The organism is Oceanibaculum nanhaiense (assembly GCF_002148795.1).
In the GTDB taxonomy this organism is placed as follows: Bacteria; Pseudomonadota; Alphaproteobacteria; order Oceanibaculales; family Oceanibaculaceae; genus Oceanibaculum; species Oceanibaculum nanhaiense.
On sequence record NZ_MPOB01000001.1, the window covers coordinates 257,103 to 281,673 of the forward strand.

At 66.7% G+C, this 24,571-nt stretch carries 25 protein-coding genes; 10 read left to right on the forward strand and 15 right to left on the reverse strand.

What is annotated here, in order from left to right:
• Window positions 1-31 precede the first annotated feature (31 nt).
• The 6 genes from BKM74_RS01210 to BKM74_RS01235 all read left to right on the forward strand — a co-directional run bounded on the left by BKM74_RS01210 (window position 32) and on the right by BKM74_RS01235 (window position 4,931).
• Window positions 32-814, forward strand: coding sequence for a gamma-glutamyl-gamma-aminobutyrate hydrolase family protein (locus BKM74_RS01210; protein ID WP_245825721.1), 783 nt, complete (start codon window positions 32-34; stop codon window positions 812-814).
• Window positions 815-853: 39 nt separating this feature from the next.
• A complete protein-coding gene (locus tag BKM74_RS01215; protein ID WP_176342334.1) occupies window positions 854-1,561 on the forward strand; it encodes a ferredoxin reductase domain-containing protein in 708 nt (235 codons plus the stop codon).
• A gap of 27 nt (window positions 1,562-1,588) precedes the next feature.
• Window positions 1,589-2,293, forward strand: coding sequence for a fumarylacetoacetate hydrolase family protein (locus BKM74_RS01220; protein WP_086463871.1), 705 nt, complete (start codon window positions 1,589-1,591; stop codon window positions 2,291-2,293).
• 4 nt (window positions 2,294-2,297) lie between these two features.
• A complete protein-coding gene (xth, locus tag BKM74_RS01225) occupies window positions 2,298-3,092 on the forward strand; it encodes an exodeoxyribonuclease III (RefSeq protein WP_086463872.1) in 795 nt (264 codons plus the stop codon).
• Between the two features lie 20 nt (window positions 3,093-3,112).
• A complete protein-coding gene (locus BKM74_RS01230; protein WP_086463873.1) occupies window positions 3,113-3,643 on the forward strand; it encodes a hypothetical protein in 531 nt (176 codons plus the stop codon).
• 88 nt (window positions 3,644-3,731) lie between these two features.
• Window positions 3,732-4,931 (forward strand): phosphoglycerate kinase, encoded by a 1,200-nt coding sequence (locus BKM74_RS01235; protein ID WP_086463874.1) that lies wholly within the window; start codon window positions 3,732-3,734, stop codon window positions 4,929-4,931.
• A gap of 7 nt (window positions 4,932-4,938) precedes the next feature.
• On the opposite strand, the gene BKM74_RS01240 is transcribed toward BKM74_RS01235, so the two are convergent.
• The 4 genes from BKM74_RS01240 to BKM74_RS01255 all read right to left on the reverse strand — a co-directional run bounded on the left by BKM74_RS01240 (window position 4,939) and on the right by BKM74_RS01255 (window position 8,958).
• Window positions 4,939-6,300, reverse strand: a complete 1,362-nt coding sequence (locus BKM74_RS01240; RefSeq protein WP_086463875.1) for an NAD(P)H-dependent oxidoreductase — start codon at window positions 6,298-6,300, stop codon at window positions 4,939-4,941.
• Window positions 6,301-6,311: 11 nt separating this feature from the next.
• Window positions 6,312-7,106 (reverse strand): phytanoyl-CoA dioxygenase family protein, encoded by a 795-nt coding sequence (locus BKM74_RS01245; RefSeq protein ID WP_086463876.1) that lies wholly within the window; start codon window positions 7,104-7,106, stop codon window positions 6,312-6,314.
• 28 nt (window positions 7,107-7,134) lie between these two features.
• On the reverse strand, window positions 7,135-7,809 hold the full coding sequence (locus BKM74_RS01250; protein ID WP_245825724.1) for a GntR family transcriptional regulator: 675 nt from the start codon (window positions 7,807-7,809) through the stop codon (window positions 7,135-7,137).
• Window positions 7,810-7,899: 90 nt separating this feature from the next.
• Entirely contained in the window at window positions 7,900-8,958 is a 1,059-nt protein-coding gene (locus BKM74_RS01255) for a MaoC family dehydratase (protein WP_086463878.1), read from the reverse strand.
• A 132-nt stretch (window positions 8,959-9,090) separates the two neighbouring features.
• Here BKM74_RS01255 and pdxY point away from each other — a divergent pair, with 132 nt between their 5' ends.
• Window positions 9,091-9,942: a pyridoxal kinase gene (gene pdxY / locus BKM74_RS01260; protein ID WP_176342335.1), complete on the forward strand. Its 852-nt coding sequence runs from the start codon at window positions 9,091-9,093 to the stop codon at window positions 9,940-9,942.
• A 148-nt stretch (window positions 9,943-10,090) separates the two neighbouring features.
• On the opposite strand, the gene purH is transcribed toward pdxY, so the two are convergent.
• From purH to BKM74_RS01310, 10 genes are all read right to left on the reverse strand, one after another.
• Window positions 10,091-11,677 (reverse strand): bifunctional phosphoribosylaminoimidazolecarboxamide formyltransferase/IMP cyclohydrolase, encoded by a 1,587-nt coding sequence (gene purH, locus BKM74_RS01265; RefSeq protein ID WP_086463880.1) that lies wholly within the window; start codon window positions 11,675-11,677, stop codon window positions 10,091-10,093.
• 95 nt (window positions 11,678-11,772) lie between these two features.
• On the reverse strand, window positions 11,773-12,672 hold the full coding sequence (locus tag BKM74_RS01270; protein WP_086463881.1) for a DMT family transporter: 900 nt from the start codon (window positions 12,670-12,672) through the stop codon (window positions 11,773-11,775).
• Between the two features lie 39 nt (window positions 12,673-12,711).
• Window positions 12,712-14,640 (reverse strand): polysaccharide biosynthesis protein, encoded by a 1,929-nt coding sequence (locus BKM74_RS01275; RefSeq protein ID WP_086464230.1) that lies wholly within the window; start codon window positions 14,638-14,640, stop codon window positions 12,712-12,714.
• Window positions 14,641-14,720: 80 nt separating this feature from the next.
• Window positions 14,721-15,653, reverse strand: coding sequence for an NAD-dependent epimerase/dehydratase family protein (locus tag BKM74_RS01280; RefSeq protein ID WP_086463882.1), 933 nt, complete (start codon window positions 15,651-15,653; stop codon window positions 14,721-14,723).
• A 2-nt stretch (window positions 15,654-15,655) separates the two neighbouring features.
• Complete coding sequence (locus BKM74_RS01285) at window positions 15,656-16,681, reverse strand: MraY family glycosyltransferase (protein WP_086463883.1); 1,026 nt, start codon at window positions 16,679-16,681, stop codon at window positions 15,656-15,658.
• Window positions 16,682-16,686: 5 nt separating this feature from the next.
• Complete coding sequence (locus BKM74_RS01290) at window positions 16,687-18,384, reverse strand: heparinase II/III family protein (RefSeq protein WP_086463884.1); 1,698 nt, start codon at window positions 18,382-18,384, stop codon at window positions 16,687-16,689.
• 2 nt (window positions 18,385-18,386) lie between these two features.
• Window positions 18,387-19,049 (reverse strand): ribulose-phosphate 3-epimerase, encoded by a 663-nt coding sequence (gene rpe / locus BKM74_RS01295; protein ID WP_086463885.1) that lies wholly within the window; start codon window positions 19,047-19,049, stop codon window positions 18,387-18,389.
• An 18-nt stretch (window positions 19,050-19,067) separates the two neighbouring features.
• A complete protein-coding gene (locus BKM74_RS01300) occupies window positions 19,068-20,375 on the reverse strand; it encodes an RsmB/NOP family class I SAM-dependent RNA methyltransferase (protein ID WP_086463886.1) in 1,308 nt (435 codons plus the stop codon).
• Between the two features lie 8 nt (window positions 20,376-20,383).
• Entirely contained in the window at window positions 20,384-20,974 is a 591-nt protein-coding gene (locus BKM74_RS01305; RefSeq protein ID WP_086463887.1) for an NUDIX hydrolase, read from the reverse strand.
• 135 nt (window positions 20,975-21,109) lie between these two features.
• A complete protein-coding gene (locus tag BKM74_RS01310; RefSeq protein ID WP_086463888.1) occupies window positions 21,110-21,379 on the reverse strand; it encodes a hypothetical protein in 270 nt (89 codons plus the stop codon).
• Window positions 21,380-21,629: 250 nt separating this feature from the next.
• On the opposite strand from BKM74_RS01310, the gene BKM74_RS01315 reads away from it, so the two are divergent.
• From BKM74_RS01315 to BKM74_RS01325, 3 genes are all read left to right on the forward strand, one after another.
• Window positions 21,630-22,235, forward strand: a complete 606-nt coding sequence (locus BKM74_RS01315; RefSeq protein ID WP_086463889.1) for an SCO family protein — start codon at window positions 21,630-21,632, stop codon at window positions 22,233-22,235.
• Between the two features lie 90 nt (window positions 22,236-22,325).
• Window positions 22,326-23,258, forward strand: coding sequence for a dihydrodipicolinate synthase family protein (locus BKM74_RS01320; RefSeq protein ID WP_086463890.1), 933 nt, complete (start codon window positions 22,326-22,328; stop codon window positions 23,256-23,258).
• Window positions 23,259-23,499: 241 nt separating this feature from the next.
• Window positions 23,500-23,955 carry a hypothetical protein gene (locus tag BKM74_RS01325; RefSeq protein ID WP_086463891.1) on the forward strand — a complete coding sequence of 152 codons (456 nt, stop codon included), beginning with the start codon at window positions 23,500-23,502 and terminating at the stop codon, window positions 23,953-23,955.
• A 58-nt stretch (window positions 23,956-24,013) separates the two neighbouring features.
• On the opposite strand, the gene BKM74_RS01330 is transcribed toward BKM74_RS01325, so the two are convergent.
• Window positions 24,014-24,565 (reverse strand): SRPBCC family protein, encoded by a 552-nt coding sequence (locus BKM74_RS01330; protein WP_086463892.1) that lies wholly within the window; start codon window positions 24,563-24,565, stop codon window positions 24,014-24,016.
• Window positions 24,566-24,571 lie beyond the last annotated feature (6 nt).

Below are 24,571 nucleotides of genomic sequence, written 5' to 3' on the forward strand. Positions count from 1 at the left end.
TGACAGGCCGGGGATGCTAGCTGAATCAGCCATGACAAAGCGCGACATGCCACCGCTGATCGGCGTCACCGCCTGCCGCAAGCTGCCGGGCGAACTGCCGATCCATACGGTGTCGGAGAAATACATCACCTGCGTGACCGATGCCGCCGGCGGTTTGCCGTTGCTGATTCCGGCCTTGGCGGAACGCCTCGACCTGCCGGCGCTGGCCGAGCGGCTGGACGGGTTGCTGCTGACCGGCAGCCCGTCGAATGTAGAGCCGCATAATTATGGCCGGCCCGACCTCGATCCCGGCGATGCCTGCGACGGTGCGCGCGATGCGACGACGCTGCCGCTGATCCGCGCGGCGATTGCCGCCGGCGTGCCGGTGCTGGCGATCTGCCGCGGCATCCAGGAGCTGAATGTGGCGCTGGGCGGCAGCCTGCACCAGCACATCCAGAACATGCCAGACAAGCTCGATCACCGGATGCGGCGTGACGTCGAACTCGATGCCAAGTACCGTCCGGCGCATTCCATCGACATCACCGAGGGTGGCGTGCTGCACCGGCTTCTCGGCACACGCAGCGTGCTGGTGAATTCGCTGCACGCGCAGGGCATCGACCGGCTGGCCGAGGGGCTGGCGGTCGAGGCGGTGGCGCCGGACGGCATTGTCGAGGCGGTCAGCGTGACCGGCGTCAGGGCCTTCGCGCTGGGGGTGCAGTGGCACCCGGAATGGCCGGTGCCTTACAATGCGGTCTCTCAGGCGCTGTTCGAGGCATTCGGCGCGGCCTGCCGGGCGCGTGTCGCGGCGCGCTTCGGCTCGCTGAGCGCGGCCTGACCGGTGGCGGGTGCAGGACAGCAGGAGCGGCTTTGCCGCGTGCTTGAGGTCACGCCGCTGGCGCGGGCGACCAGTCTGGTCCGGCTGATGCCCCTGGACGAGACGCCGTTCGATTTCCGGCCCGGCCAATATGCGTCCCTCGCTTTTCCCGGCCAGCCGCCGCGCGATTATTCCCTCGCCGGCATGCCGGGCGAATCGCATCTCGACTTCCATATCCGGCAGGTCGGCGAGACCGGCCCCAGCGCCTATGCGCAGGCGGCGCTGCATGCCGGCGATCCGGTGCGGCTGGAGGGTCCCTTCGGGCAGGCCTATTGGCGCGAGAATCATGACGGGCCGATGCTGCTGATCGGCGGCGGCACCGGCCTTGCCCCGATGATCGCCATTGTAGAAACCGCGCTTGCGGCGGGGGTGGAAACACCCGTTCATCTCTATGCCGGCTTTCAGGACGAGCCGGACGTCTATTACGAGGACAGGCTGCACGCACTGGAAGCGCGGCACGGCAACCTCTCCGTCACCTATGTGCTGTCCGCGCCGGAAGAAGCCACGGATCGCCGCACTGGCTTCGTGCATCTGGCGGTGGCTGAGGATCATGCGGATTTCGCCGGCTTCAAGGCCTATCTGGCGGGGGCGCCGGTCATGGTCGAGGCGGCGGTCTCAATGCTGGTTGCACGCGGGCTGAAGCCGGCCGATATTCATGCCGATCCGTTTTACGGCGCATCCGATCCGGCCGCTGTCCGGCGCGCCTGACTTCCTTCCATCCAGCGAGGATTTTCGATGAGTTTCGTCATTCCCGCACCGGCCCAGACAATTATTCCGGTCGAGGGCGAACAGGGCGGTTTCCCGGTGCGCCGCATCTATTGCGTCGGCCGCAATTATGCCGCCCATGCCCGCGAGATGGGGCATGACCCGGACCGCGAGCCACCCTTCTTCTTCATGAAGCCGGCTGATGCCATCGTGCTGTGCCCGAAGGGCGCCGGCGCCCCCGCCGAGATGCCGTTTCCGGTGGCGACCGAGGATCTGCACCACGAGATCGAGATGGTGGTGGCGCTCGGCAAGGGCGGCAAGGACATCCCGGCCGACAAGGCGCTGGAGCATGTCTATGGCTATGCCGTCGGCATCGACCTGACGCGCCGCGACATCCAGGCGGTGGCCAAGAAGATGGGCCGGCCCTGGGACATGGCGAAGGGCTTCGACCATTCCGCGCCGTGCGGCACCATCGTGCCGGCGGCGAAGATCGGTCATCCCGCCAAGGGCCGCATCCAGATTTCCGTGGACGGCACGGTGAAGCAGGATGCCGATATCGGCGACATGATCTGGAATGTGCCGGACACCATCGCCTATCTCTCCACCCTGGTGGAGCTGTTCCCCGGCGATCTGATCTATTCCGGCACCCCGGAAGGTGTCGCGCAGGTGAAGCGTGGCGAACTCATGGAAGGCAGTGTCGCGGGCGTCGGCGAAATTGCCGTGAAGCTGGTGTAGGCCGATGGCGCTTCGTATCGCGACCTGGAACATCAATTCCGTGCGGCTGCGTATGCCGCTGCTGCTGCGCCTGATGCAGGAACAGCAGCCCGACATCATCTGCCTGCAGGAAACCAAGGTCGAGGACGACAAGTTTCCGTTCGAGCCGATCCGCGAGGCGGGCTATGTCCACACCGCCATCGCCGGCATGAAGAGCTACAATGGCGTCGCCATCCTGTCGCGCCGGCCCTTCGCCTTCGAGGGGCCGCGCCACTGGTGCGACAAGGAGGATTGCCGCCATGTCAGCGTCACGCTGGAGGACGGCACGGAGGTGAATAATTTCTACATCCCGGCCGGCGGTGACATCCCCGACCCGGAGAAGAACGACAAGTTCGCCCACAAGCTGCGGTTCCTGCGCGAGATCACCGGCTGGTTCGAGGGCATGAAGGGCGATGGCAAGCGCCGCGTGCTCGTCGGTGACCTGAACATCGCGCCGCTGGAGCATGATGTCTGGTCGCACAAGCAACTGCTCGACGTGGTCAGCCATACCCCCATCGAGGTCGATCTGCTGGGCAAGCTGCAATCCAGCCTTGGCTGGGTCGATGCGGTTCGCCATTTCGTTCCCGAAACGGAAAAGCTCTACAGCTGGTGGAGCTACCGCGCGAAGGATTGGGAGGCGTCCGACCGGGGCCGCCGGCTGGACCATGTCTGGGTCACGCCCGATCTGGTGCCGCATCTTGCCGGCCAGCAGGTGCTGAAGCCGGTGCGCGGCTGGGAAAAGGCGTCTGACCATGTGCCGGTGCTGGTCGATCTGGCATAGCGGCGTGTAGGGGGCGGTCGATGGCGACGGAACTGCGCTACCAGCGCGAGGCGATCCGGGCGGATTATATCCGCGCCGCCATCGGCATTGCCTTCGCTGTCGGGCCGCTGCTGTTCATTCCGCAGATCCATTGGGTCTTTGCGGTCATCCTGGCGGTGCTGGGGCTGTTGTTCCTGGCCTTCGGGGTGCGCACCTGGCTGCGCGGCCGCACCCGGATTCTGGCCGGCCCAGAAGGGCTGACGGTCGAGGATCGCCGTCGCCGGCACCTGCCCTGGGAGGCGCTGGAGGAGGTGAAGCTGGCCTATTTCTCCACACGGCGCGACCGTTCTCAGGGCTGGATGCAGCTCACGCTCATCGGCAACGGCACCAGTATCAGCCTCGATTCGCCGCTGGAGCATTTCCACGAGATCGCCGAGGAGGCCGCCCGCCATGTCCGCGCCCGGCGCCTGCCGGTCAGCACTGCGACGGTTCTCAACTTCGAATCGCTGGGCATCCACGGGCTGAAGCCGGCCGATCCGCTCGCTGGCTCCCTCCGGCAGGGCGAAGGCTGAGCGGCATCCCGCCCCATTTACAAGCCGGGCCGGCCTGTGCTTGTTAAGCTCCCGGTTATTCTTCCCGTAACGCCGCAGGACGATTCCCATGGCCCGATTCAAGACCATTGATGACCTCGCCGTCGCCGGCAAGCGCGTGCTGGTGCGCGCCGATCTCAACGTGCCGATGCAGGACGGCAAGGTCAGCGACGCCACCCGCATCGAGCGGTTGGCCCCGACGCTGCTGGAGCTGGCGGACAAGGGTGCCAGGGTGGTCGTGCTGTCGCATTTCGGCCGGCCCAAGGGCAAGCCGGACGCCGCCTATTCGCTGCGTCCGCTGGTGGGCTCGCTGTCGGCGGCGCTGGGCGGGCGCTCGGTCGCCTTCGCCGGGGATTGCGTGGGCGAGGCCGCAAAAGCCGTGGTGGACGGGCTGGCCGATGGTGGCATCGCGCTGCTGGAAAACACCCGCTTCCATGAAGGCGAGGAGAAGAACGATCCGGCTCTCGCCCAGGCGATGGCCGATCTGGGCGATTTCTATGTGAACGACGCCTTCTCGGCGGCGCACCGTGCACACGCTTCGACCGAGGGCATCGCCCGGTTGCTGCCCAGCGCCGCCGGGCGCTTGATGCAGCAGGAGCTGGAGGCGCTGGAAAAGGCGCTGACCAGCCCGCAGCGCCCGGTCATGGCGGTGGTCGGCGGCGCCAAGGTCTCCAGCAAGCTGGACCTGCTCGGCAATCTCGTCGCCAGGGTGGACAAGCTGGCGATCGGCGGCGGCATGGCCAACACCTTCCTGTTCGCCAAGGGCGTCGAGGTCGGCAAGTCGCTGTGCGAGCGCGATCTGGCCGAGACCGCGCGCGAAATTCTGGCGAAGGCCGAGGCGGCGAACTGCACGATCCTGCTGCAGACCGATGCGGTGGTGGCCGATGCGCTGGCCGAAGGGGCGAAGACGGCGGTGGTCGGAATCGATGCCGTGCCGGCCGACCGCATGATTCTCGATATCGGGCCGAAGACGGCCGAAGCCTGGCAGGCCGAAATGGCCGAATGCCGCACGCTGGTCTGGAACGGCCCGGTCGGTGCCTTCGAGACCGCGCCCTTCGATGCCGGCACGGTGGCGCTGGCCCGCGCGGCCGCACGGCTGACCGAATCCGGTATGCTGCTCTCCGTCGCCGGCGGCGGCGATACGGTGGCCGCCCTCAACCATGCCGGGGTGGAGGAGAGTTTCTCCTACGTCTCCTCCGCCGGTGGCGCCTTCCTGGAATGGCTGGAAGGCAAGACCCTACCCGGCGTTGCCGCGCTCATGCAGGGGTGAGCTGGCCCTATTCCGCCGCCCGCGTTTCGGCACCCCCTGCATAGCGCCGTTCCATCGCCCGGCGATAGGCCGTGGCCTCGTCCTGCTTGGCCTCGACATCGGCCCAGGTGACCGGCTGGCCGGCCTTCACCGGTCTGGTCACCTTGATGCCATGGGCGAGGCCGATCGGCACGCCGCCCAGCTTCAGCGAGGCCTCGGCCGGCAGCAGCTTGCCCCAGACCGTGTAGCCGCCTTCGCCGTCCAGCGTCTCGCCGGGGGCAAGGTCGCGCTTGGATGTGGCCACCACGTCACCGCGGAAGGCGCGGGGCTGGCCGGTCGGCTCCTTGCGCAGCGCGGCGTTGGCGACGGAAATGCCGAGTTCCAGCCCGATCAGGTGGAAGGGCTTGTACATTGAGGTGTAGGTGCCGCTCTCATCGGTCAGCAGCCCGTACTGTGCGAAGCAGTCATGGACATACTGATTGGCGCCCTTGAACACGACATAGACGCCCCAGCGCAGATCGCGGAACACGTCACTGCCATCGCGGTTCAGGCTGGAGACGACCTCCACCATGCCTTCGCCCTCCAGCACGCCGCCCTTGGCCTTCGGGCGCAGGACATCATGCAGGCTATCGACCCCGGCGGGCGGGAACAGCAACCCGTCGGAGGGCGGGGTCAGGCCGCAGGCATTGGCGACGGCGGCCATCTCGATGCCCGACTTGGTGCCATCGACGAAGGAATTGAACATCTGCGGGTTGAAATCGCCCTTGGCCAGCTGCTCCTCAGTGAAGCCGAAATGCTCCCACACCGTCTGCGGCGTCGATTGGTGATAGGAGGGCAGGTATTTCGTGCCCTTGCCGGCGGCTACCACCTCGAAACCTGACGTGCGCGCCCAGTCCACCATCTCGGCGATCAGTGCCGGCTGGTCGCCATAGGCGAGGCTATAGACGATGCCGGCCTTGCGGGCTTCCTCGGCCAGGGCCGGGCCGGCCAGCGCGTCGGCCTCGACATTCACCATGACGATGTGCTTGCCTTGGCGGCAGCATTCCAGCACATGGCGGATCCCGGCGGCGGGATGGCCGGTGGCATCGACGATCACCTCAATGCCGGGGGCGGATATCATCGCCATCGTGTTGTCGGTGATATGGGTCTTGCCGGTCTTCAGCGCCTCTTCGATGGAGCGCGCGCCGAACTGCGCCTCCGGCCAGAAGGTGCGTTTCAGCGAGGCGCGCGCGCGGTCGGGCGACAGATCGGCGACAGCGGCGATCTGCATCCCCGGAGTCAGCCGAGCCTGGGCCAGGAACATGGAGCCGAACTTGCCGGCGCCGATGAGCCCGACCGTGACCGGGCGGCCTTCGGCGGCGCGGGCCTGCAACATGCTGTGGAGGTTCATGATCTTTCCCCTTACTCGGCGGCCGTGCGGCGGTGCGCCAGCAGGCAATCGTCGGCCTCCAGCTCGATCGGGGTGAAATCGCGATGCGCGATGTATTCCGGCCGCTTGAACTGGCGGATCGCATTGTCGGTGCGGTTGGCGGTGACATAGACCACCCAGCGGTCCCAGGGCGACATGTTGCTGGTCGAGCCATGCACCAGGCAGCCATGGAAGAACAGCGCCGAACCCGGCCCGCCCTTGGGGGCGACGATGCCGCCCTCATCCACCAGCTGGCGGATCGTGTCATTGTTGATGACCCAGAGCGGGTAGGAGGTGGTGGACAGGTCGTGCGCCGCCGGGATGGCGCCCTTGCGGTGGCTGCCGGGAATCAGCATCAGTGGGCCGTTATACTCGTTCACCTCGTCCAGATAGACGGCGAAGTTCATCGCGCGCGGCTCCGGCATCGCGTCGTCGGCCTGCCAGGTGCCGTAATCCTGGTGCCATTGCCAGATATCGCCGTCGAAGGCGGCCTTGCCGTTGATCTTGAACTGATGGATATAGACCGGCCCGCCGAGCAGTTGCTGCGCCGGCCCGATCAGGCGGGGATGGCGCGAAACCTTGCGATAGACATCGTTATAGGTGTGCGCGGCGAAGTTGGTGCGCACCTTGCCGGAGACGCGCTCGCGCACATTTTCCGGGCGGTCCTGGGCGAACAGCGCCGGCACCTCGCCCTTCATCACGGCGATTTCCTCGGCGCTGAACAGATCGGGGATGAAGACATAGCCGTCGCGCTCGAACTGGTCGAGCTGGTCCTGGGTCAGTTGCATGGCGGTTCCTCCTGTATAAAGCGCGGTCTTACGCCGCGTCGGTCTGACCGCCCTGTTTCAGGGCGGCGATAAGGTTTTCGGCAGCCCGGGCGGTATGGGCGCGGGCCAGTGCCTCGGCGCGATCGCCATCGCCGGCGATGATGGCGTCGAGAATGGCTTCATGCTCGTCCCAGACATCGCGGGCGCGGCTGCGGGCGCGCAGCACGCTGCCCATGATCCGGCGGCTGTGCTGCATGTGGGTGGAAATCGCATCCTCGATCAGCGGATTGCCGCTCAGCGCATAGAGGAAGCGATGGAAGGCCAGATCCTGCGCGGTGCGCTCGGCGACGCTGCCGGTCTCGGCCCCGGCGCGGCCGGCGGCGATCAGCGCTGGGCCATCGGCACGGGCGCGGGCAGCATTGCGGGTAGCGGCGGCACGGGCAGCCAGCCCATCCAACGCGCCGCGCACCTCATAGACATGGGAGATCGCGGCCTCGTCCAGCGGCACCACGCGCAGGCCGCGCCGGCCGGCCTCCTCCAGGAAGCCCTGGCGCTTCAGCAGCATCAGCGCCTGGATGACTGGCTGGCGCGAGACATTCAGGCTGGCCGCCAGCTCCTCCTGCGTGACCCTCTGCCCGGCTTCCAGCTGGCCGTCGCAGATCGCATCCAGAATGGCATCATAGACCCGGTCGGCGAGCTGCGGCTGCAGGGTGATCGGCTTCATTTGCATACTGTATACAAACGGGCGATGCGCAGGGAGTCAAGCCGGCATATGGAAAGCTAATAGTCGCAGCTTGCCGCCTATCCCCGCTGGCTATCCCCGGCGCGGCATCAGCACCCAATAATCGAGGTCGAGCACAACCGACGGGTCGTCGCCCTCGGCGCCGGGGAACTCTCCGCAGGGCCGGTCCTTCGCCGCCACGGTGCGCAGGCGCAGCGCGCCGACATCCGTGCGCTCCGGGATCGGCTGGCGGTCCAGCACCTGGCTCCAGGCGTAGATTGTGTCGCCGGCGAAGCTGGGGGCGGCGTGCCGTCCGCCATTGATGGCGGCGATGAAGGCGGCGTTGGCCAGCCCGTTGAAACTGAGCGCGCGGGCCAGCGACATGACATGCCCGCCATAGACTAGCGGCCTTCCGAACCGGCTGCTCTGCGCCAGATGCCGGTCGAGATGCACCCGCGCGGTATTCTGGTAGAGCCGCGTCGCCATCATGTGCTCGGAGTCCCCGATGCTCATGCCGTCGATATGGTCGATCCGCTCACCCGCGACATAGTCCTCCCACAGATGGGGGGAGCCGGCGGCCTCCGCATCGTAGCCGCTGAAATCCGCGCCCGACGGCACGGTCAGCGTGTCGGCGGGGACCAGCGATGGCAGGTCGGGGATATGGGTTTCGGGCGTTGCCGCCGATTCGTTCCGCTTGCGCACCATTACCCAGCGGTTCCAGCTCACCACCGTCTCGTCATACTGGTTGCGGGTCAGGGAGCGCACATAGACGATGCCGGCCTTGCCGTCGGAGGTCGGGCGCAGACCGGTCACCTCCGAGACTGTGGACAGCGTGTCGCCCGGATAGGCGCGGGTTTCGAAGCGCAGATCGGCATAGCCCAGATTGGCGATGGCGTTCACCGAGATATCCGGCACCGTCTTGGCAATGGCGATGTGGAAGACCAGCAGATCGTCCAGTGGCGCGCCCAGCAGGCCGATGGAGCCGGCGAAACCGGCGGCGGACTGCACCGGAAAGCGGCTGCCGGTCAGCGCCAGGTTCAGCGCCACATCGCCGGTGGTCACGGTGCGCGGGGTGGCGTGGCGGAAGCTCTGGCCGAGTCGGAAATCCTCGAAGAAATTGCCGGGGCTGGATTTCGGCGCGGGAGTCGTCATGGCATGGCTTCCGGTTGTCGCGGTCGTGATCGGGGCGGTCTCGCGGAGGGACTATTCACGAGGCATGCCGGCATGGCAAGCTTGCCCGGTTTTCACACCGCGTCCCGCCACACCCGATCTCCCGGCCCGCCCATGAACGTGCTTTCCATCCAGTCCGCCGTTGCCTATGGCCATGTCGGCAATGCCGCCGCGCAGCCGGCGCTGCACCGGCTGGGCCATACGGTCTGGCGGGTCGATACGGTGGTTTTCTCCAACCATCCGGGGCATGGAAAGTTTGCCGGCCAGGTGCGCCCGGCGGCGGAGGTGGGCGCGATCCTGCAAGGCCTCGCCGATCTCGGCGTGTCTCGCGATTGCGCCGCTGTGCTGTCCGGTTATCTGGGCGAGGCAGGAACCGCCGGGGTCGTCGCCGAAGCCGTTACGCAGGTGAAACGGGCCAACCCGCAGGCCGTCTATCTGCTCGATCCGGTGATGGGCGATGCGGGCCGCGTCTATGTGCGTGACGGCGTGCCGCTGGCGATGGCCGGCACGCTGCTGCCGCTGGCCGATATCGTGGCGCCGAATGCGTTCGAACTGTCGTTGCTGGCGGACAGGCCGGTCAGCGACATGGCGACGGCCATCGCGGCGGCGCGGGTGCTGCTGGCGCGCAGCGTGGGATTGGGGCCATCGCTGGTGCTGGCGACGGGGCTGCGGCTGGAGGGCGGCAGGGTCGCCACGCTGGCGGTGACACAGACGGAAGCGCATGCCGTTACCGCACCCTGGATCGACCGGCCGATCTTCGGCACCGGCGACCTGTTCGGCGCGCTGTTTCTCGGGCACTGGCTGGAGGCGCCGGGGGATGCGGTGCGGGCGCTGCGGCTGGCTGCCAGCGGTATGGCCGAGGCCGTCGCCGCCACCGATGCGGCGCAAGCCTCGGAGCTGGCGCTGATCCCCAATCTGCAGCGCATCTGCCATCCGCCGGCGCTGCTGCCGGCGGAACGTGTCTAGGTTTACTCTCTCGTTATCCTCGGGCTTGACCCCCATGGGCGCCTTGGGGATCCAGGGGCGGTGCTTTGCCTGAAACCTAACGGCTTGCTGCCCTGGATTGCCGGGTCAAGCCCGGCAATGACAGACAAAAGAAGGGCCTGGCCCGGCCTCAGTGCCGGAAATGCCGCATGCCGGTGAACACCATGGCGATGCCGGCCTCGTCGGCGGCGGCGATCACCTCATTGTCGCGCATCGAGCCGCCCGGATGGATGACGGCGGTGGCCCCGGCCTCGACGGCGGCCAGAAGACCGTCGGCGAAGGGGAAGAAGGCATCGGACGCGACCACGGACCCTCTCGTCAGCGCCTCCGTCTCGCCGGCGGCTTCCGCCGCGTCCTGTGACTTGCTGGCGGCGATGCGCGAGGAATCGACGCGGCTCATCTGCCCGGCGCCGATGCCGACGGTGGCGCCGTCCTTCACATAGACGATAGCGTTCGACTTCACATGCTTGCAGACGGTGAAGGCGAACAGCAGATCGGCAATTTCCTTGTCGGTCGGCTGGCGCTTCGTCACCACCTTCAGGTCGGATGCCGTGATATGGCCATTGTCGCGGGTCTGCAGCAGATAGCCGCCGGCCAGCGAACGCAGCGTCATGCCGCCGGCGCGCGGGTCGGGCATGCCACCGGTCAGCAGCAGGCGGAGATTCTTCTTCTTCGCCAGCAGTTCCTTCGCCTCATCATCGGCGTCGGGCGCGATGATGACTTCGGTCAGGATGCGGGAGATCTGTTCCGTCGTGGCGGCGTCCAGCGTGCGGTTCACCGCGATGATGCCGCCGAAGGCGCTGACCGGGTCGCAGCGCAGCGCCCTTGCATAGGCCTCGGCGATATCCGCGCCCTGCGCCACGCCGCACGGGTTGGCGTGCTTGATGATGGCGACGGCGGGCTCGGTGAACTCGGATACCAGCTCGAAGGCGGCGTCAGTGTCGTTCAGATTGTTGAAGCTGAGCTCCTTACCCTGCACCTGGGTCGCCGTGGCGATGCCGATACGCGGCGCGCCGCCGGTATAGAAAGCGGCCTGCTGGTGCGGGTTCTCGCCATAGCGCAGCACCTGCTTCAACTCGCCGCCGATGGCGATGCGGCGCGGGAAAGTATCGCCCAGCTGGCCGGCGAACCAGGTGGAGATCGCTGCGTCATAGGCGCCGGTGCGGGCATAGGCGGCGGCGGCCAGCTTCCGGCGCAGCGCCAGCGAGACCGCGCCCTTGTTCTCCGCCATCTCCTGCTTCAGCGGGGCATAGTCGGCGGGATCGACCACCACGGCCACGAAGCCGTGATTCTTCGCTGCCGCGCGGATCATCGCCGGGCCGCCGATATCGATATTCTCGATGGCTTCGTCGAAATCCGCGCCCTTCGCGACGGTCGCCTCGAACGGGTAGAGATTGACCACCAGAAGATCGATGGGGGCGATGCCGTTGGCCTCCATCGCCGCGACATGCTCCGGCAGATCGCGGCGCGCCAGCAGCCCGCCGTGGATCGTCGGGTGCAGCGTCTTCACGCGGCCATCCATGATTTCCGGGAAGCCGGTGTGGTCTGCGACCTCCGTCACCGGCACGCCGGCGGCGGCCAGCGCCTTGGCGGAGCCGCCGGTGGACAGGATTTCCACGCCATGGCCGGCCAGGAACTGCCCCAGCTCGACAAGTCCGGTCTTGTCGGAAACGGAAATCAGCGCGCGGCGGATGGATACCAGATTGGCGTCGGCCATGGGTCGCTCCAGCGGTCGGGAAAGTTGCGGCACCGTCTAGACCATGCGGGCGGGCGAGACAAGCGCCGGATCGCCGCAGCCGCTGATATACGGCCTCAACCCAGTGTTTTGCCCTTGTCCTTGCGCTGCAGTTGCGATTCGCGGACGCCGATATAGGTCGCCGCGCCGAAGATCAGGGCGCCGCCGGCATAGGTCCACAGGTCCGGGATTTCTGCGAACAGGATATAGCCCAGCGCCGTGGTCCAGATCAGCTTGGCGAAATCGACCGGCAGCACGGTGGAGGCGTCGGCCTCGTGCAGCGCCTGGTTCATGCAGGTCTGCGCGATGGTGCCGAGGAAGGCGATCAGCGCCAGCGCGGCATATTGCTCCAGCGTCGGCCATTGCCAGAAGGGAATGGCGGCGACCAGCGTCATCGGCGCCATGAAGATTGCCATATAGGCGGTGATGGCGACGCTGGATTCGGTGGCCGACAGCTTCTTGATGCACAGCAGCGCCAGCGCCCACATGGCGGAGGAGAACAGCACCAGCATGGAGCCGGTATCAATCTCGACGAGGCCGGGCCGCAGGATGATCAGCGTGCCGGCGAAGCCGATGATCATCGCCACCCAGCGCCGCATCCGCACCACCTCGCCCAGGATCAGCGCTGCGCCCAGCGTGGCGAACAGCGGGGCGGAGAAGCCCAGCGCCGTCACCTGCACCAGCGGCGTGATCGACAGGGCGAAGAAGAAGCTCAGCATCGCCACCGTGTTCAGCGCACCGCGCAGCGCGTATAGGCCGAGATGCCGGGTGCGCAGCACGCCGAAGCCGACCCGCTGCAGCACCGGCAGCAGCAGGATCAGCATGAAGAAATTGCGGAAGAAGGCGATCTCGAACGGATGCAGACCGGTCGAGGCGTGGCGGATCGCGGCGTGCATCGAGGCGAAGGCCGCCGTCGCCACCAGCATCAGCAGCAGCCCCTTCAGGGCCGGTGGCAGGCGGTGATAGCGGTACAGCACGGACGAGGCCCCTTCACGGCGTCGCGGGATAGGGCCGGTTTACTCCCCCGGCTCGACCTTGCGCAAGGCAAGCGGCTCGCCCTGATATTCCGGCACCAGCCGGTGGACCAGCGCCAGGGTCTGGTCGGTGCGCCGGGTGCGCGCCGCCTCGCCCAGCTCCTCCAGCGCCCGGTTCAGCAGGGCATGATCGACGGTGCGCGGCGTGGCGATCTGCAGGCCGCTCAGGCTGGTCGGCTGCAAGGCCTCCAGGCCATGGAACAGCTCTTCATGCAGCTTCTCGCCGGGGCGCGGACCGGTATAGACGATGTCGATATCGACGCCCGGCGTCAGGCCGGCCAGCCGGATCATCTGCTGGGCGAGATCGAGGATGCGGATCGGTTCGCCCATATCCAGCACGACGATGGCGCCGCCTTCCTCGACATGCGGGTCGGTGAGGGTGCAGGCCTGCAGCACCAGCTCCACCGCCTCGCGCACGGTGAGGAAATAGCGCTTCATCTCCGGATCGGTCACGGTCAGCGGCCCGCCGCGCGCCAGCTGGCGTTGGAACAGCGGCACGACCGAGCCGGTGGAGCCCAGCACATTGCCGAAACGCACCGTGGTGAAGCGGGTGCGCGGGCCACCGGCGCGGCGGCGCTCCAGAATGTCCAGCGACTGGCAATAGGCCTCGGCCAGGCGCTTGGTGGCGCCCATCATGCTGGCCGGGTTGATCGCCTTGTCGGTGGAGATCAGCACCATGGTCGGCACGCCGGATTCGACGCAGGCATCGGCGACGTTGCGGGTGCCGATCACATTGGTCAGCACGCCCTCGTTCGGGTTCGCCTCGACCATCGGTACATGCTTCAGCGCGGCGGCGTGGAACACAACATCGGGCCGTTCGCGGGCAAACACGTCGGACACCCGCAAGCGGTCGCGCACATCGCCCAGGATGGCGACGCGCGACAGGTCGGGATGGTGCTCCGACACTTCCAGATCGATCTCGTAAAGCTGGAACTCGGCATTATCCATGAGGGTCAGCCGCGCCGGCCCCAGATCGCTGATCTGGCGTACCAGTTCGCCGCCGATGGTGCCGCCGGCACCGGTCACCAGCACCCGGCGCCCGGCGATCAGCGCGCTTACCGCATCGCGGTTCAGCACGGTCTGCGGGCGGCCGAGCAGATCCTCGACATCGATCGGCTTGATCTCAATTTCGGTATCGAAACGGCCTTCGAGATTGGTCAGGCGCGGCAGACGCGACAGCTTGATGCCCAGCCGGTCGCCGATCGCCAGCAGCTCGCGCACATCCGTGCCCTCGACGCGCTTGGGCGTGATGATCATGCGCTCGGGCCGGAGCCCGCGCCGGTCCAGCTCATCGACAATGCGCGGCAGTTCCTCGAAGGTGCCCATGACCTCGATGTCGCGGATCTTGCGGCCGACCCGGCCGGCCTTGTGATCGATGACGCCGACCACCCGGTAAGGGGCGAGGCGCAGGCGGCTCATCTCGCGGATGAACAGGTCGGCCTCGTCGCCGGCGCCGACCAGCAGCACCGGGACGCGGCGCTGGCTGTCGCGCTCCAGCACGCCCAGCAGGGCGCGGTCCTTCAGGACGCGGTACATCAGGCGCGGACCAGCCAGCAGGGCGGTCATCACGAAGAGGTTGATGATCACCAGCGAGCGGGGAATATCGTCCAGCCGGGTGATGAGGAACAGGGCGGCCAGGAACAGCAGGTTGGTCAGCGCGACGACGCGCAGGATTTGCATCACATCGCCGACCGAGGCGTAGCGCCAGATGCCGCGGTCCAGCCGCATTGCGGCGATGACACCGGTCGCCGCCACCACGAACACGCCGAAGGCCAGCAGGACCGTGTTTCGGTCCAGCGTCAGCACCGCATCGCCAAAGCGCAGATAGAGTGACAGCAGGAAGGACACCGCTGCCATGGCGATGTCGTGCAGGTTGGTGACAATAATCCGCTGTACTTGGCGGTTCGTCACTGCCGTGCCCCGATTTGCATGACGGCCGAGACCCTCGCTGTCCATCCAGATCCGAAAATAGCACGTCCCCGGAAGGTATCCTACAAGCCGTTCAAATTGCTGGCTTGTATGGTCCGAAGGAGGGCCTGCTCCATGTCAAACGGGTGACGCCACGAAAGAGTTGCCGAAAACCGTGCGGCATCGACGGAAAAACTACCGACCAGCCGCCTTCCTGCCTCCGGACCGAGCAGCAAACGCAACAAACCCGCGGGGCCAGGGATCAGCAGCGGTCGCTGGCCAGCGGCGGTACGTAAGCGCCCGATCAGCTGGGCCAGGGATATTTCCTCCGCATCATTCAGGAGAAAACGCTGGCCCCCGGAGACCGGATAGGTTTCCAGGCAATGCCTTATGGCATCTACCATATTACCCACATAAAGCATCGCTCGCCGATTGTCGATACTGGCAACGGGCAGCGGCACGGGAATCAGCGCCAACCGCAGCAGCCGGGCGAAGTTGCCGCCGGCACCCGGCCCATAGACCAGGGGCGGGCGTATTATGGTCGCACTAGGCAGCAGCTCCAGCACCGCAGCCTCCGCCGCCAGCTTGCAATGCGCATAGGGCGTTGCCGGGGCTGGTGTGTCCGCATCGCGGAAGGACTGGCCGGGCAGCGTCTCCTCGCCCATCACTTTGGCGCTGCTGATCTGCACGAAACGCATGATACCGGCGGCGGAAGCGGCGCGGGCCAGTGTCGCGGCGCCATCGACGGTAATGCGCCGCAGGGTGGCCTCGTCCAGGCCGCTCTGATCGGCAGGCGAGGCGAGATGGACGACGGCCTCGATGCCGGATAATGCCGCGCGCCAGTCGGTTGCCGGTCCGATATCGCCGACGATGGCGGGTTCCACACCGTCGGCCAGGGGGGCAGACAGCGGCCCAGGCCGGCGCTGCGCGCCGCGTACCTGGTGGCCATGCGCCTGCAGATGCTGGCTCAGCGCCCGCCCCAGATAGCCGCCCGCACCGGTGACGAGGATATGCATAATTAGCTGGTGCCCTTTGGCCGCGCCCGTACCATCCAGCCCAGCAGGCCGGCGGTGACCAGCGCCGCCCCGGCCAGCGCCGGCAGTTCATGCCCGGCGGCCGCCAGCATCGCCAGCAGGATCAGCAACGCATTGCCGCCGGCGACCATTGTGCTGACCGTGGCGTGGCTGAAGCCGCGCCGCACCGCCTGCTGGTAGAAATGTTCGCGATGGCCATGCCAGAATTTCTCGCCGCGCAGCACGCGGCGGACCAGCGTGATGCTGGCATCGGCCAGATAATAGGCCGGCAGGATCAGCGCCGCTGCCCATTGTCCGGCGGCGGCGGCCGACAGCAGCAGGAAGCCCAGCAGATAGCCCAGCGGCACGCTGCCGACATCGCCCAGGAACAGCCGCGCGGGCTGCCAGTTGAACCACAGGAAACCGGCGGCGGCGGCGGCCAGCATCAGCAGGGGCGGCTGCCAGGCGGCCCCTATGCCAGCCCCTGCGCCGGCCCAGATACCAACCAGGACCAGACCCAGCGCCAGCGCCACGGTCTGCACCCCGGCCAGCCCGTCGATCCCATCCATGAAGTTGAACAGGTTGACGAACCACAGCCACAGCAGCGCGGCGGCCAGCAGATCCAGCCAGCCGGGCAGCAGTCCCTGGAACACCGGCCCGGCATCGGCCAGCACCAGCATGCCCAGCAGAACCGCCAGCAGCTGCGCCAGCAGCCGCATCGCGGCCGTCAGGTCGAACAGATCGTCGAGGAAGGAGATGGCGGCCAGCCCGGCCGCTGCCGCCAGCAGCAGCGCCATGACCGGCAGCAGGGCCGGCATCGTCAGCGCATAGGCGATCCAGCCAGCGGCAATCGCGGCCATCACGGCGATGCCGCCGCCGCGCGGTACCGGGCTGGCGTGGCTCGACCGGCGATTGGGATGATCCAGCACGGCATGGCGCAGCAGCAGGCCGATCACGGCGCGCGTCGCCAGCGCCGCCAGCAGCAGCACCCCGAGCGGCGCCGCCATCGACCAGACCCAGCCTGCCGCCATCGCCGTTACACCTTTCCCGCTTGTACCTTGTCAGGCGCGCGCTTTTCTTCGCGCCGCAGTGCCCATTTCATGACCGTTCCGGTTCCGGAAAGGGTTCCGGAAACGATGATCTGCTGGCTGCGCTTCATCTCGCCGCGCTGGCCGAGATAGACGCTGTCCGCCAGTGCCAGCGTGCCGCCGCTGGCCAGCATCCGCCAGCCGTGCCCGCCGGGTAGCCGCAGCAGCACGAAAGCGCCGTTCTGGCTGACCGATGCTTTCACCTTCGGATGCAGATGGAAGCGCACGGCGAAGTGCTCGCCGCCGCTGCCGGTCAGCACATCCTCGCCGCGCACATCGGCGCCATCGGCGGACAGGAACAGCCGGCGCCGGTGGGTCAGCATCAGCCGTTCCGCATAGCCGTCATGGCTGGCATTGATGAGCTGGTCGCCGTCCTGCTCCTGGCGGTCGGCCGTTACCCGGGCCGGGCTGCGGCCCGGCGTGCCATCGCCCAGCACTTCGGCGGAGTTCACGTCATCGACCACCAGCGTCGAATGCGCCGCGGTGGCGCGCAGCGCCCGGTTCCAGTCGGGCCGGCCGCTGGCGGCGCCGCAATTCACGATCAGCCGCTCCTTGGCGACGCTCATTTCGAAGGACAGCAGCCCGGCATGGGCGCAGCCGTCCAGCGTGCCGGGCTGGCCGGCATCGAGAATCAGCAGGGTGCGGGCGGCGGAGAGGCGGTGGAAGCCTGACGCGCCGGGCGCGTTTTGCGGGCGGATCTTCGCTTCCGACTGCGCCAGCACGGCGTCGATCAGCAGCGGGTCTTCCTCGTTGGAATCGTTGAACAGCGCCAGCCCGCCATCGCCATGGCGCAGGGTGCGGAGCATCGCTGCCATGCGCTCGATGGCGCTGTCCACCGCGTCGGGCACCGGGTCGCCGGTGGCGCGCAGGCAGGCGCGGATGTCGATCAGGTCGCGCAGCACGGCAAGATGACGCGAGGGGCTGCGCGAGGCGTGACAGCCATCGGGCAGGATTTGCCGCGGCAACCGCTCGGCCAGCAGCCGGCAGCCCTGCGCCTGCAGAGCGGTCTCGGTCGGCAGGGCCGCGCCGGCATAGATCAGCCCCTTGGCTGCCTGCACCAGGCCTGATCCGTCAGCCGCGGTCGCGGCAATGCGGCCCAGATGCCGTGCCTGGCGGAACAGGCTGTCGAGGAAGCGGGCGCGGAACTCGTCATCGGCGCTGGCGCAGAAGAAATCGTGATGGCCGATCCAGTTGGCGATGCGCTCGCCCAGTATGTCGGCCTCCCAGGCGAAGGCGTCCCAGTCGGCGTAGCGGTCGATCCAGTCGGCAACCAGTTCGCGCGCGCGGCGCCGCGCCATGTCGCCGCCGACCTGACGCAGATCGCGCAGCCAGGAAAAGCCGTTCAGCGCCGCCTGCCAGTCGCCGGTCGCGTCTTCCGGCACCCAGGTGTCAGGATCGCGCGGATCGGCCGACAGCAGCACGACATGGCCGAGCAGCGAGAAGCGGCCTTCCAGGATCATCCGACCGTGATCGGAATGGCCGGGCCAGCTGTCGGTGGGGACGGTGGCAAGCTGCTCGGGCGCGCGGCCGGACAGGATGTAGCGATAGAGCGGCGTGCCATAGGCGAAGGTTCGGACCGTCCGCCAGAGACCGCCCCGCCTGGCGCCCTGATCGCCGCCCTGATGGCCCTCGCGCGTGCCGTTCAACCCTACTTGCCCCTCAAGGTCTGGATGTTGGTGGCGTAGGCGGCGGTACCGCCGGCGAAGGTGGCGGTGCCGGCGACCAGCACATCGGCGCCGGCGGCGATGACCTGCGGGGCGGTGCGGGTGTTGACGCCGCCATCGACCTCCAGCTCGATCGCCCTGCCGCTGTCGTCGATCATCCGGCGCAGCCGGGCGATCTTGTCGAGCTGGCTGTCGATGAAGCTCTGCCCGCCGAAACCGGGATTGACGCTCATCACCAGAATCAGGTCGATATCGCCCATCAGATATTCGACCGCTTCCACGGGGGTCGCCGGATTCAGCACGATGCCGGCCTTCTTGCCGAGCGATTTGATGAGCTGCACGGTGCGGTGCGGGTGGGCGCCGGCCTCCGGATGGAAGCTGATAATGTCGGCGCCGGCCTCGGCGAAGGCTTCGATGAAGGGATCGACCGGCGCGATCATCAGATGCACGTCGAAGGGCAGGGCGCTGTGCGGGCGCAGTGCCTTCACCACCAGCGGGCCGATGGTCAGGTTCGGCACGAAATGCCCGTCCATCACATCGACATGCACATAATCGGCGCCGGCCTCGGTCAGCGCGCGTACTTCCTCGCCCAGCCGGGCGAAATCGGCGGACAGAATCGACGGGGCAATCTTCACGGGTCGGGACATGCTGCGTTCCTTATCGCTTTAACCAAGACGCCGCAAGCGCGCGGCATAGAATCCATCAAGTCCGCCCTGTTCCGCAAGATGGCAGGGCAGGGTGCGCAAATCGCCATCCGGCGTCACGCACTCGCTCCAGCCGCCAATCTCGGCAGGATCGACCGGCACCCGTTCCCACGCGGCCGGGGCACGATCGAGCAGGGCGGCGATGCGCTCCTCGCCTTCCGCCGGCAACAGCGAGCAGGTGGCATAGACCAGCAGCCCGCCCGGTTTCACCAGTTCGGCGGCGTGATCGAGCAGCCGGTCCTGCAGTGCGGACAGCTTGGTGACGTCGGCGGGCGTCTTGCCCAGCGCCACATCGGGATGGCGGCGGATCGTGCCGGTGGCGCTGCAGGGCGCGTCCAGCAACAGGGCATCGGCGGGTTCGGCGGGTGCCCAGACGGTACCGTCGGCGGCCTCCACGCCGGCGGACAGGCCGAGGCGCTCCAGATTCCGCGACAGCCGTTGCAGCCTTTTCGCCGACCGGTCGATGGCAGTGACATGCGCGCCCATCGCGGCCAGCTGTGCGGTCTTGCCACCGGGGGCGGCGCACAGATCGATCACATTCTTGCCGGCGACATCGCCCAGCAGAAGCGCCGGCAGGGCGGCGGCGGCGTCCTGCACCCACCAGGCGCCTTCGGCATAACCGGGTAGATCCGATATGGCGCCGCCGAAGCCGCGCCGGATGGTGCCGGTCGGCAGCAGGACCCCTTCCAGCCTTTCGGCCCAAAGCGCCGCGTCGGTCGCCACGCTGATGTCGAGCGGCGGGTCGGTCAGGTTGGCGGCGGCGATGGCGCGGGCGGTCGTATCGCCATAGACAGTGCTGAGCAGATGCCACAGCCAGTCCGGCATGTTCAGGCGGGCGGCATCCTGCGCCTCTAGCAGCGCCTTGCCGTCACGGTCGAGCCGGCGCAGCACCGCGTTCGCCAGCCCCTTGAAGCCGGCATGGCGGGTCTTTCCCAGCAGCGAGACGGCGGAATCGATGGCGGCATGGGCCGGCACGTCGAGAAACAGCAATTGCACGACGCCCAGCCGCAAGGCATGGCGCACCGGCTGGGCCGAGGCCGCGAGAGGCTTTTCCAGGCATTGCGCGATCAGATCGTCGGCCTGGCCCAGGCGCTTCAGCGTGGTGCTGGCGATCAGCCGGGCGAAGCCCCGGTCGCGGGCCGACAGCCGGTCGCCCCCAGCCTTATCACCCGCCGCCTCGTCGAACGCGTCCTCCAGCGGCCGGTTGCGGTCCAGAACGGCGGATAGCGTGGCCAGCGCCACGGCGCGGTCGGCATAGGAACGGGGCATGGTGTGCTTCAGTAGTGTCCGGTTTCGCCGGCAGGATTGCCGAAGGGCGGAAAATCGCTCATCGCCTGGGTTTCGCGATGATGGTCGAGCGCCCAGTGCACGCTGGGGAAGGCGATCTCCTGGCGCGGTATATCCTCCCAGCGGAACAGCGCCACCTCCTGCGATTCCTCGCCCGCCGCCACCTCGGGCGACAGCAGGCGGGCGCGGTAGATCAGCTGCACCTGGCTGATGCGCGGGATGTTATAGACCGCCAGCAGGCGCTCGATCTCGATGCGGGCTGTTGCCTCCTCGAAGGCCTCGCGTACCGCACCGGCCTCGGTCGATTCGTTCAGCTCCAGATAACCCGCCGGCAGCGTCCAGTAGCCGATGCGCGGCGGAATGGCGCGGCGGCACAGCAGGATACGGTCCTCGTGCAGGCAGATGGCGCCGACCACGATCTTCGGATTGTCGTAATGGATGAAGCCGCAATCGTCGCAGATCAGCCGCGGTCGGTTGTCGCCTTCGGGCACGCGACGGTTCACCGGCCCCTTGTTGAGGGAAGAGTCCAGAGTCGTTTTGTCGGCCTGGAAATCGGGCCTGTCTGAGGAATCGCGCGACATGCGCCTAGATTTGGCGGGCTTTATCGACGGCGGCAAGCGGAAATACCGGTCTTGCGCGGCGGAATGTACAGTGGAGAGAGCATGAAAAAGGCCGGCAAGAGCCGGCCTGGGAGATTATTGCAGGATAATCCGGCGTCAGACGGAAATGTCGAGCTGGGAGCCGCGCGCATCCGTGTTTGCCTGGCTGGCCTGTCGCGCGTTGCTGGCGTCGAACAGGCGACCGCCATCACGCTGCTGGTTCTCGCGGGTGCGCTCGTCCTGACGCTGCCGCTCGGCAACCTGGCGGTTGCTGGTGACCGCTTCCGGCGTGACCTGCACCGGCTCACCGCGAATCTCCGCAGGCCGCGGGGGCACCACGGTCGTGGTCGGCGTTGGCGCGACGGTCGGGGCGAAAGGTTGCAACATAAAAATACTCCTACGCCCATAAGATAGTCCTGATGCGAGAGGAATGCAAGGTTCTGCGGGGTATCGGCCGGAGTCGCCGGGGAATCCGCAAATGACCCTGGCATTACCGGTTCTCTTTCCCGTCCCCTTTGGACGTGCCCTTCTGGGTGTGCGACGGCAGGACGCATGGATTGTCCGGCCCTGGTCCCGCTATAAAAGCAGACTGCGATTAACCTTCCGATCTTTTCCGACCGTTGCGAAAGACTGTCCGATGTCTTCCACCCTGCTGCGCCGCGCCCTGTTGATCTTCATCGCCGGTGCGCTCGTGTTGCTGATCGCCCTGGCGGGGCGCGTCTATATGATGATGCAGCAGGACGCGCCGGAGGGCGTGGCCACGCTGATCGGCGGACCGTTCGAGCTGGTGGACCAGGACGGCAAGCCGCGTCGCGACAGCGATTTCCGCGGCCAGTACATGCTGGTGAATTTCGGCTACACCTATTGCCCGGATGTCTGTCCGCTGGGCCTGCAGGTTATGGCCCAGGCGCTCGACATGCTGCCGGAGGAGAAGGCGGCGAAGATCGCGCCGATCTTCATCACTGTCGATCCGGCGCGCGACACGGTCGAGCAGATGAAGAACTATGTCGGCTTCTTCCATCCGCGCATGGTTGGTCTCACCGGCACGCCGGAACAGGTGGCCGGGGCCGCCAAGGCCTACCGGGTCTATTACAAGAAGGTCGAGAGCGAGAGTGCCGCCGACTATCTGATGGACCACAGCGCGATCATCTACCTGATGGGGCCGGACGGTAACTATCTTGCCAATTTCACGCATGAGACCCCGCCGGAACGGATGGCCGAGACCCTCGACAAGATGCTATAAGGCGCGCGACAGCGCCGCCGCTTGATTCGCGGCGCCTTTCGCCCATAGAATTGTGAAAGCGCTTACAAACATTTCCGCAGGAGACCCCAGATGAGCACCCTGACCGGCCCGGCGGGCGTCGTCGCCGCCAGCCTTACCGCGTTCAAGCCCGATCTTTCCATCGATACCGAGCGCACCCTCGCGCATGCCAAATGGCTGCTGGCCAATGGCTGCGACGGCGTGCTGATCTTCGGCACCACCGGCGAGGCGAACTCGCTGTCCGTTGCCGAGCGGCTGGAAGTCATCGAGGCGATCGGCAAGTCCGACCTGCCGAAGGACAAGCTGATGATCGGCACCGGCTGCTGCGCCATCCCGGACACGGTCGCCCTGTCAAAGGCGGCGCTGGCCGCCGGCGTCGTGCGCCTGCTGATGCTGCCGCCCTTCTACTACAAGAACCAGTCGGAGGACGGGCTCTACGCCGCCTTCGCCACTGCCATCGACCGGATCAACGATCCGCGGATGAAGATATTCCTCTATCACTTCCCGCAGATGTCGGGCGTGCCGATCCCCGATGCCGTGACCGCGAAGCTGATCAAGAATTACCCCGGCATCGTGGTGGGCATGAAGGACAGCTCCGGCGATTTCGAGCATATGAAGAAGATGCTGACCGAGCATCCGGGCTTCGAGCTGTACTCCGGCACCGAGAAGTACCTGCTGGATGTGCTGCGCCTGGGCTCGCCCGGCACCATCTCGGCTACGGTGAATGTCACCTGCGCCCAGGCCGCAAAGGTCTATGCCAACTGGAAGAGCGACCAGGCCGATGCCCTGCAGGCCGAGATGACGGCCCAGCGCGTGGCCATGGAAAGCGCGCCGGCGGCCAGCGCCATGAAGGAGATGATCGCCCGGCAGACCGGCGATGCCGCCTGGCGTCCGGTGCGGCCACCCTTCGTGGCGATCTCCGACGAGCGCTATGCCGCGCTGGAGGAGAAGCTGGCTCAGACCCAGTTCCGCTTCCCCGGCACCCAGGCCAAGGCCGCCGAATAGGTTATTCGGTTCCCTTTTTCGGTGACAGAAACCCCGCTCTCCGGAGCGGGGTTTTTCGTTGCGGACAAGATGGTTACCGTTGAATGGCTGTACGGAGTGGCAGGGCGAAGGGAATAAACACGAAATAATTGCGTTGAATAGGCCTAATCAATAGCCACCTTTATCATAGAGTTAATTTGATTTTTGGCTGGAAATTTAAGAATTTTTTTCAGGCAGAAGAATTATTGTCAGGAGTTATGCAATGACCGACAAGAAAAGCTTCATGCAGAAGTTTGACGATTTCCAACCTACCAAGGCTCTTTGGGCCTGGACGACCATCGGCGCCGTGGTCGGCACGGTGCTGATCGGCTTCATCTGGGGCGGTTGGGTTACCGGCAATACGGCGAAAACCATGGCTTACGACGCCGGCAGGGACTCCCGCGCCACCCTGGCGTCCAACATGTGCATCGACAATTTCCTCGCCGGGCCCGATGCCGCCGGGCAGCTCGCGGCGCTGAAGAAGGAAAGCAGCTGGAGCCGTGACAGCCTGATCGAGAAAGCCGGCTGGACAACCTTCCCGGGCGATTCGAAGCCGGTGCCGGGGGCGGCCGATTTATGCGCCGAGCATCTTGTCGCCGTCGAGCTTTCTGCCGACATGCCGGCCAAGGCCTCGGAAGGCACCGGTACGATGAAGCCGGGTGCGACCATACCGAATTGATGCACGGGTGATCCCGTGCCGCAGAGACAGTCCCGCCTTTTCAGGCGGGACTTTTTTGTCAGGCGGCCCGCGGTGCTTCCCATTCCGCCAGCTGCTTCAGCTCGGCGAGGCCGGTCTCGAACATCCCGCCGACCATCTTCTCGGAGTTGCAGACCAGGCTGAAGGCCTTGCCTGCGAAATTCATCGGGCCTTCCATCGCCCAGGTGAGGCGCGTGCCCTGCGGGGAGGGTTCCAGCGTGAAGGTGACGCGATTGCTGGCCTTCATCGGCCGGCTCATCTCCAGGGCGAGGGCGATATGGCTGTGCGGGATGCTCTCGACGATGCGGATGCTGCCGGTCCCGCACTGCCGGTTGCCGTCCCAGGCGAGCGTGGCGCCGACGCCCTTGTCCGGGCCGGTGAAGGTACGCTTCATGTTGGGATCGGACCGCTCGAACGGCGACCAGTCGATGCCGCGCCGGATATTGTTCAGGATGGCGAACACCGTCTCCGGCGGCGCGTCGATCATCGTCGAGCGGGCGACACGGAAGCTGTCCGGCTGCCGCGCGATAGCGATGGCCAGTACGGCGAGAATCGCCAGAACGGCAATCGTTACGATCCAGAAAAGAGTCATCTTGGC